Genomic DNA, 12,392 nt, shown 5'->3' on the forward strand with positions numbered 1-12,392 from the left:
GGTCAGCGGTTGCGGATCTTCTCGACGATGGCGGTGGTGGAGCTGTTTGCCACCAACCCCAGCACCCGCACGGTTCCGCCATACCCTTTGACGATGTCCGCACCCACTACCTGGTCTACAGAATAGTCGCCGCCTTTTACCAGTACGTCTGGCTTTACCTGGCGCAGCAGGTTCTCGGGCGTGTCTTCAGGGAAGCTCACTACCCAATCCACCGCGCCAAGGCCGGCAAGCACGGCCATACGCCGGTCCACGCTGTTGATCGGGCGGCCCGGCCCCTTCAGGCAGGCGACCGAAGCGTCATCGTTGATGGCAACCACCAGCCGATCGCCCTGGGCCCGGGCTTGTTCGAGGTAGGTCACGTGGCCGGCATGCAGAATGTCGAAGCAGCCATTGGTGAACACGATTTTCTCGTTATGCGCACGGGCATCATCAATGGCCAGCAGCAGCTGATCCAAGGTGAGCACGCCGCGCTCCGAGCCCTGCTCGCGAGAGATAGCCCGGCGCAGCTCCGGTGCGCTGATGGCGGCGGTACCCAGCTTGCCGACCACGATGCCAGCCGCCAGGTTGGCCAGTGCCACGGCATGGGGCAACTCTTCTCCAGCAGCGATGGCAGCGGCCAGCGTGGAAATCACCGTATCACCGGCACCCGTCACATCGAATACTTCGCGGGCACGGGCGGGCAGGTGAAGCGCCGGGTGGCCTGGGCGCAGCAAGGTCATGCCATGTTCGCCGCGGGTGACCAGCAAGGCGCCCAACTCCAGGTCGGCCATCAGCGTGGCGCCCTTGGCCACCAGTTCGGCTTCGTCGGCGCAGCGCCCCACGATGGCTTCGAATTCGCTCAGGTTGGGGGTGATCAAGGTGGCGCCCCGGTAACGGGTGAAGTCCTTGCCCTTGGGATCGGCCAATACCGGGATGCCACGCTTGCGGGCGGCTTCGATGAGCGCCTGGTGGTTCTGCAGCGCGCCTTTGCCGTAATCGGACAGCACCAGCACCTTCACGCCCGCCAGCAATGCTTCTACATCGTTGCTCAATTGCACCGGGTCGGTGGCAAAGGGCTCTTCGAAGTCGATGCGCAGCAGCTGCTGATGACGGCTCATTACCCGCAGCTTGACGATGGTGGGCTGGTGGCCGATACGCTGGAAACTGGCCTTCACCCCGGCGGCACGCAGGCTCGCGGCGAGGCTTTCGGCGGCTTCGTCCTCGCCGGTAACGCCAACCAGCGACGCGGGCGCGCCAAGGGCGGCGATGTTCAGGGCAACGTTGGCGGCGCCGCCGGGGCGGTCTTCGATCTGCTCTACCCGCACCACCGGCACGGGCGCCTCCGGGGAGATGCGTGAAGTGCCGCCATGCCAATAGCGGTCGAGCATCACATCACCGACCACCAGGACAGGTGCTTGATCGAAACGCGGCATCGACAACTTCATGGCCCAACCCATCTACAGTTAACAGGCCGGCGATAGTATCACAGGGCCGAGCGCGGCCCGAGCCCCAGTGCCCGGCGGCTCAGTCGTAGCCCAACAGCTCGTAGTCCCGCGCATACAACTGGCGCAGGCGCCTGCGGGCCGCCGGGCCAACCGCATAGCGCACCCGCTGCGGGGTACGTTCGTAAGCAGGAGCAGACCAGGGCAGTACGGCGGGAATGCAGAGAAAATCCCGTAATGAGCCAAAATCACGCATCAGCGTTTCGTAGTAGCCGATAAAGTCGAGCCGAAGCACGCCGTGGGCATCGACCAGGAAGTCTGTCTGCGGAGCGAATTCGGGGTAGGTGCGCAGAACCTGCGGCGTCAGAGTGTGCGCCACGAACCCGTCGAAGCCTTCATCCGCATCCATGTCCTCACAGGCTTCGGCAGCCTGAAACAGGCGGGCCTCCATCAGCCGCGCCCAGGCGACATACGCCCGCTCTACCGGGTCGCGCACAAAGGCGAATTTGAAAGCACCGGCGTAGTGCTCTGGAAACTTGTGCTCGTACCAGCGCAGCGGTACGTGGCCGGGATTGGTGTGGCCGAACAAGGCGGCGTGGACAGCGTCACCCTCGCAGCCGAACACATTGATGAACAAGCAGCGGTTGGCGCGGAATGGCTCGGGAAGCCGCGCCGGCCCCCGCAATAAAGCAGGGTTGAAGGGCTCGTTGCGGGCCAGGCGGCCGGAGGTGCTTGCAGGTAGAAATCGCTTCACTATAAAACAGGAAAATATCCCCTCCCGGCCCGTGCCGTATCGGCCATAGCCGACACTAGCAAACTGCCATTGAAGATACATCACCGCTTCGTCCGTTAGCGTATCAGGAGCATTACGCACGGCCAGCGGGAGGCAATCCCTCACGCTGGCCGGCTAGCCCACTCTCAAGCGAGGTTCATTTTGCCAGGCTCTTCCAGACCCATCGCATGAAGGCGGGCATAGAAACCATTCAAGGCAAGCAGTTCCTGGTGCGTTCCGCGCTCCACGATGCGGCCCTGGTCCATCACCAGAATAAGGTCGGCTTTTTCGATGGTGGACAGGCGATGGGCGATCACCAGTGTGGTCCGGCCCTTCATCACCTGGTCCAGCGCGCCCTGGATGTGCCGCTCCGATTCAGTGTCGAGGGCCGAGGTGGCCTCATCGAGGATCAGTAACGGAGCGTTTTTCAACAGTGCGCGGGCGATGGCCAAACGTTGGCGCTGACCGCCAGATAGCAGAACGCCGTTTTCTCCGACATCGGTATCAAACCCTTGGGGCAATTGCTCGATGAAATCCCGGGCGAAGGCGTCTGTCGCGGCAGCTTCGACCTGCTCTCGAGGCGCCCCCGACAAGTCGCCATAGGCGATGTTGTTCGCTACGGTGTCATTGAACAGCGTTACTTGCTGGTTCACCTGGGCGATATGCTTGCGCAGGTTGCGAAGCCGGTAGCCCTGCACCTCAACGCCATCCAGCAGGATTTCCCCGTCCGCATGGTGATAGAAGCGCGGAATCAGATTGGCGAGGGTCGATTTACCACTACCCGAGCGGCCGACCAGCGCCACCATCTGGCCTGGCTCTGCCGTGAAGCTGATGTCTCGCAATACCTGCCGATCAGTGTCCGGGTACTTGAAGTTCAGCCCGCGAACCTCCAGCCGGCCGCTGACCTGCTCGCGCTCGATGGTCCCGGTATCCACCTCAGGAGCCACGTCGAGCTGTTCGAAAATACTCTCGGCGCCCGCTACGCCACGTTGAATGGTCGAGCTTACTTCCGAAAGCTGACGGATTGGCTTGGGCAGCAGGCCGGCGGCGGTAATGTACGCGATCAGATCCCCTGCGCTGGCGTCTCCGCGCAGCCAAAGCACCAGGAACATCAACACGGCCATGGCTGTGTAGATCACCAACTGCAGCATCGGCGTATAGACCGCTCCGGTCTTGGTCATGCGCAGCTGCTTGTCGGTATTGCTCTGGCTCGCCTTGCGAAAACGCTCGGCCTCGTAGCGCTCGCCACCGAAGCTGCGCACCACCCGATAGCCCTGGATGGTCTCGGAGGCGACATGGGTTACATCGCCCATGGCGACTTGTATCTTTTTGCTCTGCTTGCGGAATTTCTTGCTGGTACTGCTCACCATGATGGCGATCACCGGCAGAATGGCCAGCATCACAAGCGTCAGCCGCCAGTTCATCATCAAGAGGTAGCCGAACAGGAATACGACAGTCAGCCCCTCGCGAATGACCACCTTGATGGCGTCGGTGGCCGCACCGGTGACCATCGTGACGTTGAAGGTGATGCGTGAAATAAGGTGGCCAGAGTTATGCGTGTCGTAGTACCGGTTGGGCAACACGAGCAGTTTATCGAACAGTGCCAGGCGCAGGTCGTGGATCAGCCCAAGGGATACCTTGGCCAGGAAATAGTTGCCCAGATACGAGCCCAGCCCCTGCCAGGCCGCGATCAGCACGATCAATATAGGTACGGCTTGCAGGAGGTGCAGCTCCCGCAGGTAAGGCACCGTGGGAAAGAGCACTGCCTGGGGGTTGTTCAGCCCATCGACGAAGTATTTGAGAATGCCCGCCAGCATCGGCTGAGTAGAGGCGAACACCACGAAACCGACGATGCTCAAGCTGAACAGGCCTACGTACGGCCGCATGTAAGACAACAGCCGTAGATAGATCTTCAGGCTCGAGGGCGCGGAGGGCTCAGGGTTGCTCATGAGAAATCATCGTATTGAAAGAGCCGCGCAGTGTAGCACAGGGGGCCATCATGCAGCCCGGGTGCGCTACCATACGCGCCTGCCCCGCGTCAGAGGGCCTATGCAGGAGTATTGATGCAAGCGCTTGATCACCGCCGTTATCTGGCATTGAGAGACGGGGCCAAGGTATTGGAAGCCGATGGCTCGGGCGACAAGGTGCTGCGGCTCCAGGATGGCTCTATGCTCAAGCTGTTCAGGCGCAAGCGGCTATTGACCTCGGCTGCCTGGTATCCCTATGCCCGGCGCTTCGCCGACAACTGCCGTCACCTTGCGGCCAGGGGAATCCCCTGCCCGCAGGTGAACGCCGTATATCGCATTGGCGAGATCGAGCGGGACGCGGTGCATTACGCACCCCTGCCCGGCGCGACATTGCGGCAGCTGATCGAGGCTGGCACCGCTCATGCCCCCTTGCGCGCGCAACTGGGCGAGTTCATTGCGCAACTGCACGAAAACGGCGTGTATTTCCGCTCCGCTCACTTGGGTAACGTAGTGCTCACCCCCACAGGTGAGCTGGGCCTGATCGACATTGCAGACTTGCGCCTCTATCGGCGCCCGCTCAAACGCTCGTTACGTGAGCGCAACTTCAAGCATATGCTGCGTTACCCTCAGGATCGCGCCTGGTTATGTGCCGATAGCGAGGCCTTTGTCACCGGGTATATGGCAGGGCAGCATGTGTGCCCCGAAGCGGCGGTCAATGAGGCACTGGCGGCGGCCTGACCCCGCGGGAAAGGGTACCCCCAAGGATCACCGCCGCTGGCAGCAGCACGAGCAGCCACAACTCGTCGGGGTTGCCTACGATCTTGCTGCCGTCGAAGTTGAGCATCAGCAGCGCGGCCGTCAGGTAAAGGCCCCAGGGGCTGCGCTGCCGCCAGGCCTGCCAAAGGGTCGCGGCCATCAGGGGAAGGAAGATCATCAGCGATACCCCCCCGGTATAAAGCCCCAGCGACACGAAGATGTTATGCGGGTGAGGGATAGGTATGCCCCCTGGCAGAGTTTGCGTGGTGTGGAAATTCACCCCGCAACCCAGCAGCCATCCGCACCGTTCCCACTCGCCTGTCATGATCCGGAACAAGTCGGTTCGGTATGAATCACCCCGGCCTATCAACGAAGCAACCCATGGCTCGTGCCACAGGCACCACAGCGTAAGCGCCACGCCCAGCGCCAGTACCGCTACCACTGCACCGCCGACGCGCGGGCTGCGGTAAATGCTGTACAGGCTCCAGATCCCGGCCAGGAAGACGCCGCCGACGATACCCGTACGGGTTTGCAACACGAACGCCACGGCGATGAATGACAGCACGGCTGCGGCTGCCATTTCCGCATGGCGGCGCTCGCGGGCCCAGACCGGCAAGCTCAATCCCAGCGCACAGACCAGCCAGATGCTGGTGTAGATCACGTTTTCCATGCGTGCGGGCAAAAGGTCCACCCGTGCGCCCAACGCTACACCGTGCTCAAGGTAGGCATAGCCGGCACACACATAGATATACAGGCTGATGATCCAGAACAGCGCTCGGGCCACCTCGCCTCGGTGTAAAAACTCCCCCTGCGCCAGGGCGGCGACGATAAACACGAACAGACCGGTATAAACGATGTGTTTATAGAACTGCATGCCCTCTTCCCGCATCGCCGGTACCAGGCACCATCCCAGGAATACCAGCCATCCGACAGCCAGTGGCTGCTTGAACAGGCCGAAGCCGCGGTTACGGATCAACGCGATCAGGCCAGGTAGCGCAATAAACGCGTAGAAGAGGTTATTGGTCCACTTCGCCGAACCTTGAACAACAAAGCTCAGGACGAAAGCCACCAGCAGCGCAGTGAAATAACGTTGGAAGGACTGGCTTAGCAAAACGACCCCTTAGCCTCTTTAGAATGTTCATCGGCATGCGTCGCTTGTCTGGTAGATACCATCTTCGTGCCGAACGCTTCCATTAAGCTGTGCTCAGATTCCCAACGCATTGCGCAAGCGGGCCAGCCGACCAGGTACCGGCGTGGGACGTAACGGAGCGCGCATGCACTCCACGACTTGTGCGCCTATGCTGTTGAACCCATAGCGGCCTTGCACCAATGCCTGCCCCTGGGCGGCGATCCTGGCGGCGAACGCTGGCTGCTCACGCAGTATGGAAAGCTTCTCCCGCAATTGCGCCAGGTCCCGGTAAAGCACCACGTTGCCCATGTCGGTGAACCCCAGAGCCGCGTTCTCTTCTTCCCCCTGGTCGTAGGCGAACAGAACACAGCCTGCAGCCATGGCTTCGAAATTCTTGATCATGTATTCACCCATGCCCACATCCGCGCTCACGAAAAAGCGAATGCGGTTAAGCATGTGGTTGTACTCGGCGCCTGATTCGGTACGCGTGATCAACAGGTCTTCCACCGCTGCGAGGGATTCCAGGAACGCCTTGCGTTGGGCGTAGGCAACGCTTTTCAGACTACCCACGAAGCCCAGCTCGATGTCCCGAACCAGACCCAATTCACCAACCAGCGTATGGTCGTAACCCTTCGGCACGAAATGGGCATCCACTCCCTCTTCGCGCAGCCGCCGGGTAACCTGAGCGCCTGAGCTGATCACTCGCACCCAGGGCAAGTGCCGGTAATGCTCGCTGAATTTACCGGTGTACTTGCAGGTGATGTAGTTCTGGTAAGCGTCATGCTCGAGAATCACCAGGTTGGGCACCGTGCGGATGAACGATACCTGCCGGATTTCCTGCTTGAACCGCAGGAAAAACAGGATGCGGTCGTAACGGGTGACGTCTACGTTTCGCTTGAACCACGCGCGCAGGTTGCGCTGATCCGCGCTGTCCAGCCACCGCAAATCACACGTACAGTGAGCGGCAACGCCCTGATACAGCTCATCAAGAATGGCGCGTTGATCTTTCTGCACCAGAAACAAAACGTTCATAGACATCTCTCGAAGCACCAGCGGCCGCCATTCGTCATGGATCGAGGCGCCAGAAAAGTTCGTGCCGCCGCACCGCCTTGCGGAAGAATTCGTTTTCGCCTTCCACCGCCCAGCGGCGAGCGGCCAGCACACGCTGCAAAGCGCGGCGCAGCCGTCGCTTGAACGGTAACGGCGGCTGCAGATCATGCATCATGCCCAGCGCCATGGCTTTGTTCATGCGCGCCTCGGCCTCTACCGGCAGGCTGACCGGCCAGGCAATGGCCTCGCTGTCAAAGGCCGGCGGCAGCGCCACACCGTCGTGAGCGCTACCCATGGGCCAGCGATCGTTGTCATGCAAATGGTTGGCGTAGCCGAGAAATTCCGAAGGCTGCCATTCCAGCCCCTGCAAGGCCTCGCGAACAGCATGGTGCGCCTGAATATGGTCGGGGTGAGGATCGAGGGCTGTATGTGGAAGCACGATGACGTCAGGCCGAGCGAGGCTGATGAGCGCGCGAAGGTCGGCTATGAGGTTATCCCAGCAAGGGCGGCCGTCATCCCCTGGCAGCGCCAAAGGGTTGAACTGGCGGAACAGCCGAGTATCAGCCATCCCAGCCTCACGGGAGGCTACTGCTTCCTGCGGCGCGGCGCGCATGGCTTCAAGCTGTAGGCAAAAATAGCCCAGCTGCACGCAACGCGATTCCGGCACCCCCCCCCAACGCGGCACGGTGACGCTGTCCCAGGCCCTCAACCGACCCTTGAGCCGCGCCGCGTCTTCGCGTCCAAGGCCCATGGCCTGGTAATGCTCGGCTTCGATTTCGCCCGCGGTAAGCGTAACGATCCAACGGTCCCGAGCGCCGCTGTACAGCCCGAACGCTGCCAGCTCCGCGTCATCGGCGTGCGGGGCGATAATCATCAACCGTTGCTCGCGGTAATCCGGCTGGGCGAAGGCCCATAGCTTTGGTGTACCGCTGATTCGACAAAAACGGCCGGCCAATCGAACACCCTCGCCCAAGCTGGGGCCGTGCGCAGAGAGGTTCAGATAGCGCAAGCCAACACAGCCCCGCTCGAACGTCTGCTTGTCGGTGCTCCCGTCGATCTCGATCACGGGGTCGAGAAAACGGCCCAGCCAGGTGCTACGCACGTTCACTTGAGCAATGACCGTCCACTGCGTACCTGGCAATGGCTCACCCAGGCTCAAGGTGCCGCTTTCCCAGAGGGTGTCAAGCCGGGCGGCGCCCTCTGGAAAGCGGTACTGATAATCCTGCCGGGGCGAATAAAACAGATGGTCCGCGAACCATGCCTCATGCGCCATCCAGCCCAGCATCCCTAGCAGGATAGGTACCCACCAGGCCAGGAATACCCCGGCAAGCACCAACACAACCATGCCGGCCAGCAGCGCAACGCGCTTGTTGCGCCGGTGGCGTTTGAGCAAGGCTTGCTTGCGGCTCATACCTTGAACACCTGCGCCGGGTTGCACCACCGGGCCTTGTACTCTCTATCCGCGCGCCCAAAGGAAAACCGCAGCGGCTTACCAAGGGCCCGGGCGTCTTCCCAGGCCGCCTGAGTATTAAGGAAACTGAGCACGCTTCCGGGGCTGAATTCGCGGGTCTGGGGGTCGACACCACCGTTCACGTATTCCACGCTGACCCATTCCGGGGCTTCTACGCGGAAGATCAGTTGCACGGCGATGGGCGCGTCATTGAGCAGCAGCACCGACCCCACCATGAACTCTTGCAACAGGGCCAGCACCTCAGCCATGCGGGCGGCGCCGGTCGCAGGAAACCCCCAGCGGCGCTCGAACAGGTCGCAATACAACGCGGCGAATTCGGCCGGAGCAAAGTCGCTCACGGCGCGCACCTGACCGCCCGCCTCTTCCAACAACCGCAGTTCGCGGCGTTGGTTGTAACGAAACTTCTTGGAAAGCGCTTCGGGCTCCCGCGCAAGGGCCAGCGCCTCTGCCTGTTCCGATAACCCCTGGAAGCGGCCGACGTTCGGTTCGCCCAGATAACGGCCCAGATGACGCAGCGGTGCCAAGATCCCGGCCTGAGCTGGCAGGATGATTTCAGCGTTGCCCAAATCGAACAGCCCTTTCTTTCCGTGGCGTTTGAGCACTTCCTTGGATAACGCCAGGTGTCGCCCCCAAGTCGGGATCGCAGCGCACAATTCACCGTTGCGTCGCCACCCAAGGTAACGGACAGGAATATCGGCCAAGGTGGCCAGCCGCTCCACGAATACGGGATGGGTTGCCACGCTTCCACCGAAGCGCGCCCACGCATCGGCATAGGCAGGAGCGTCTATAGCTTCCCACCCACGCTCTCGCCATTGCCGGACTCGGTTCAATATCATGCCTGGGCGCTCAACCGGGCCACCGCTGGCAGCTGCCAGAACAGCTTGCTCACCGACTCATCGCTGAAACGCGCTTTCACCTGCTCGGCCATGGCGGTTACCAGCGCCGCTCGGCATTCGTCACCATAGCTGGCGACCTCGGCGAGGCAGTCGGCAAGCGCAGCAGCGTCCCCGAGGGGGAAGAGCAAACCGGCCCCTTCGACCACTTCGCGCGCGCCGCCGCACGCCGTGGCGACCACCGGCACACCCGCCACCATCGCCTCCAGCAGCACCATTCCAAAGGGTTCATGATCAGAACTGAGCGCGAAGACGTCAAAAGCGCGGAAATAGCGCGAAGCCCCCGGGACCTGGCCGGAAAAGGTAACTCGGTCGGCAATCCCCAGTTCAACGGCCAGCTGTTTGAGAGGGGCCTCCAGCCTGCCCTCGCCCATGATCACCAGCCGAGCCTGCTCCGGCAGGCGAGGCAGGGCCTGAGCAAACCCGCGCAGCAGAGTGGCCTGGTCCTTGTCGGGATGGAGGCGGCCAGCGTTGCCGACAATCCAGCCTTGCGTCGGCAACCCCAATGCTTCACGGGCTTGGCTGGCACTCATCAAGGCCTGCTCGCGGGCAGAAACGTCCACTCGATTGTAAAGGGTCTGGATGCGATCGGCCGACCAACCTGGCAGGCACCGGCGTATGTCGTCGCGAACCGCGTCGGAAACGCCGAGCAGGGCCAGGCGCTCCTTGAAGATCTGAGCGAACAGACGCCGCCCACGCCGCTGATAATCCCCGAAGGCGTGGTGAACGCCCACCACCGGCAGTGCGGTGGCCAACAACGCGACATAGATCGGCTTGAAACGATGGGCGATGCAAAATTCGAAATTTCGCGAGGCGGCGATCGCCCGAAGCTGGCGGATCGCGCCCAGCTTCAGGCCGCGCACGTCACGGGAAGAAAGCTCCATGAAGAGCACTTCGCTCGACTCACAGCCCGCCGCCACCTGGGGGTCGGCACGGCCGGTGAGGAACACAGTTGTGACTGCAAAGCCGCGGCCTGCGAACAGGCGGGCGTATTGACGGGCGCAATCGAGGAAAGGCCCGTCATAGCCGTGGCAGAACTGCAGCACTCGCCGCTCAGGCGACTGGGTCATGAGGGCTCGCGCCGTCCTTGGTGATCAGGATGTCTTCCATGATCAGGTACTGCAGGTCCGAGCCGTAGAACATGTTCAGGGCATCGGTTGGCGAGCAGATCATCGGTTCACCCCGGCGGTTGAGCGACGTGTTGAGCGACACGCCATTGCCGGTAAGTTCTTCGAGCGCTTTCATCATGTCGTAGTAGCGTGGGTTGTATTCACGCTTGAGCACCTGGGCACGCGAGGTGCCATCCTCATGCACCACTTCCGGTACGCGGGTTTTCCATTCTTCCGCCACCTCGAAGGTGAAGGTCATGAAGGGCGCCGGGTGGTCCACCTTGATCATCTGCGGCGCTACGGTGTCGAGCATCGACGGGCAGAATGGGCGCCAGCGTTCGCGGAACTTGATCTGGTGGTTGATGCGGTCGGCTACGCCGGGAACGCTCGGGCAGCCGATGATCGAACGGCCACCCAGCGCGCGCGGGCCAAACTCCATGCGCCCCTGGAACCAGGCAACAGGGTTGCCCTCGACCATGATCTGGGCGATTTCCTTGGGCATGTTCTCCAGCTTGCGGCCCTTGGGCTTGTTCGGATGGCGCGCACAGGCCGCGATCACATCCTCGTTGGAGTACGACGGGCCCAGGTAAACATGCTCCATCTTCTCCACCGGCACGCCACGGGCATGGGAAACATACGCCGCCGCGCCAACTGCGGTGCCAGCATCACCGGACGCCGGCTGCACGAACAGCTCTTTCACGTCCGGGCGGGCGATGATTTTCTGGTTCAGCTTCACGTTCAGCGCACAGCCGCCAGCAAAGGCCAGCTTGCCGGTTTCCTTTAGCACATCGCCCAGGTAATGATCGATCATCTGCAGCGCGAGCTTTTCAAACAGGGCCTGCATGCTCGCGGCGTAGTGGATGTAAGGCTCGTCGGCGATATCGCCTTCACGCTTGGGCCCCAGCCATTCGATCAGCTTGGGCGAGAAATAAAAGCCCTTGCCGTTTTCCTTGTAGCGACGCAGGCCGATCACGTTCGCGTACTCGGTATTGATCACCAGCTCGCCATTCTCGAAGCTGGCCAGGCGGGAAAAATCATACTTGCTGGCATCGCCGTACGGCGCCATGCCCATGACCTTGAACTCGCCGTCCAGCATCTCGAAACCGAGGAATTCGGTGATCGCGCCGTAAAGCCCACCCAAAGAATCCGGGTCGAAGAATTCCTTGATCTTGTGGATCTTGCCGTTCTCGCCGTAGCCGAAGAAGGTGGTGGCGTACTCACCCTTCCCATCGATGCCGAGGATGGCGGTTTTCTCGGTGAAACCCGAGCAGTGGTAGGCACTGGAGGCGTGAGCCAGATGGTGCTCCACCGGCTCGATCTTGATCTTTTTCGGATCGAAGCCCAGTTGCTCCAGGCACCATACGATCTTCTTGCGGTAACGCTTGTAGCGCCGATTGCCCATCAGCAGGGCGTCAAGTGCACGGTCGGGGGCATACCAGTAACGCTTGGCATAGTGCCAGCGGGCCTTGCCGAACAGGCTGATGGGCGCGAACGGGATGGCTACCACGTCCACATCGGCGGGTTTGATGCCGGCGTGCTCCAGGCAGAACTTCGCCGACTCGTACGGCATGCGGTTCTTGGCATGCTTGTCCCGCACGAAGCGTTCTTCTTCGGCGGCCGCGACCAGCTTGCCGTCGATGTACAACGCAGCGGAAGGGTCGTGGCTGAGGGCGCCGGACAGCCCGAGAATCGTCAGTGCCAAGGGTCAGTGCCTCTGTGTACTCAATACGCGCCCGAAGGCGCCAATATTGCTGTTGATCGAAAGCGCGCGAGTATAACCCAACCGTCCGCGCCCCAATACCTGCTGTCCCGTTGCAGCCCTGC

10 protein-coding genes are annotated in these 12,392 nt (G+C 61.7%); 1 reads left to right on the top strand and 9 read right to left on the bottom strand.

Annotated elements, in window-relative coordinates:
- Nucleotides 1-2 precede the first annotated feature (2 nt).
- From hldE to msbA, 3 genes are all read right to left on the bottom strand, one after another.
- Nucleotides 3-1,424: a bifunctional D-glycero-beta-D-manno-heptose-7-phosphate kinase/D-glycero-beta-D-manno-heptose 1-phosphate adenylyltransferase HldE gene (gene hldE, locus LG385_RS19065; RefSeq protein ID WP_181113546.1), complete on the bottom strand. Its 1,422-nt coding sequence runs from the start codon at nt 1,422-1,424 to the stop codon at nt 3-5.
- Between the two features lie 79 nt (nt 1,425-1,503).
- Complete coding sequence (locus tag LG385_RS19070; RefSeq protein WP_225775508.1) at nt 1,504-2,175, bottom strand: sulfotransferase family 2 domain-containing protein; 672 nt, start codon at nt 2,173-2,175, stop codon at nt 1,504-1,506.
- 164 nt (nt 2,176-2,339) lie between these two features.
- On the bottom strand, nt 2,340-4,142 hold the full coding sequence (gene msbA, locus LG385_RS19075; protein WP_225775509.1) for a lipid A export permease/ATP-binding protein MsbA: 1,803 nt from the start codon (nt 4,140-4,142) through the stop codon (nt 2,340-2,342).
- A gap of 114 nt (nt 4,143-4,256) precedes the next feature.
- Here msbA and LG385_RS19080 point away from each other — a divergent pair, with 114 nt between their 5' ends.
- On the top strand, nt 4,257-4,898 hold the full coding sequence (locus LG385_RS19080) for a lipopolysaccharide kinase InaA family protein (protein ID WP_225775510.1): 642 nt from the start codon (nt 4,257-4,259) through the stop codon (nt 4,896-4,898).
- On the opposite strand, the gene LG385_RS19085 is transcribed toward LG385_RS19080, so the two are convergent.
- The 6 genes from LG385_RS19085 to LG385_RS19110 form a co-directional block, all read right to left on the bottom strand.
- Entirely contained in the window at nt 4,873-6,027 is a 1,155-nt protein-coding gene (locus tag LG385_RS19085; RefSeq protein WP_225775511.1) for an O-antigen ligase family protein, read from the bottom strand. The genes LG385_RS19080 and LG385_RS19085 overlap by 26 nt on opposite strands.
- 93 nt (nt 6,028-6,120) lie before the next feature.
- On the bottom strand, nt 6,121-7,077 hold the full coding sequence (locus LG385_RS19090) for a glycosyltransferase (RefSeq protein ID WP_225775512.1): 957 nt from the start codon (nt 7,075-7,077) through the stop codon (nt 6,121-6,123).
- Between the two features lie 34 nt (nt 7,078-7,111).
- Nucleotides 7,112-8,506 carry a PIG-L deacetylase family protein gene (locus LG385_RS19095; protein WP_225775513.1) on the bottom strand — a complete coding sequence of 465 codons (1,395 nt, stop codon included), beginning with the start codon at nt 8,504-8,506 and terminating at the stop codon, nt 7,112-7,114.
- Nucleotides 8,503-9,399 carry a GNAT family N-acetyltransferase gene (locus LG385_RS19100; protein ID WP_181113977.1) on the bottom strand — a complete coding sequence of 299 codons (897 nt, stop codon included), beginning with the start codon at nt 9,397-9,399 and terminating at the stop codon, nt 8,503-8,505. Before LG385_RS19100 ends, LG385_RS19095 begins: the two co-directional genes overlap by 4 nt.
- Entirely contained in the window at nt 9,399-10,529 is a 1,131-nt protein-coding gene (locus LG385_RS19105) for a glycosyltransferase (RefSeq protein WP_225775514.1), read from the bottom strand. The genes LG385_RS19100 and LG385_RS19105 overlap by 1 nt, the downstream gene beginning before the upstream one ends.
- The gene (locus tag LG385_RS19110; RefSeq protein ID WP_225775515.1) at nt 10,513-12,270 is read right to left on the bottom strand and encodes a carbamoyltransferase; all 1,758 of its coding nucleotides are present in this window, start codon (nt 12,268-12,270) and stop codon (nt 10,513-10,515) included. The genes LG385_RS19105 and LG385_RS19110 overlap by 17 nt, the downstream gene beginning before the upstream one ends.
- Between the last annotated feature and the right edge of the window lie 122 nt (nt 12,271-12,392).

The sequence above is a fragment of the Pseudomonas sp. Marseille-Q5115 genome, assembly GCF_916618905.1.
Lineage (GTDB): Bacteria > Pseudomonadota > Gammaproteobacteria > Pseudomonadales > Pseudomonadaceae > Aquipseudomonas > Aquipseudomonas japonica_A.

Coding starts and splice junctions, on each gene's coding strand:
- LG385_RS19090 (WP_225775512.1), bottom strand. CDS start 7,077: ATGAACGTTTTGTTTCTGGTGCAGAAAGATCAACGCGCCATTCTTGAT.
- msbA (WP_225775509.1), bottom strand. CDS start 4,142: ATGAGCAACCCTGAGCCCTCCGCGCCCTCGAGCCTGAAGATCTATCTA.
- LG385_RS19095 (WP_225775513.1), bottom strand. CDS start 8,506: ATGAGCCGCAAGCAAGCCTTGCTCAAACGCCACCGGCGCAACAAGCGC.
- hldE (WP_181113546.1), bottom strand. CDS start 1,424: ATGAAGTTGTCGATGCCGCGTTTCGATCAAGCACCTGTCCTGGTGGTC.
- LG385_RS19080 (WP_225775510.1), top strand. CDS start 4,257: ATGCAAGCGCTTGATCACCGCCGTTATCTGGCATTGAGAGACGGGGCC.
- LG385_RS19105 (WP_225775514.1), bottom strand. CDS start 10,529: ATGACCCAGTCGCCTGAGCGGCGAGTGCTGCAGTTCTGCCACGGCTAT.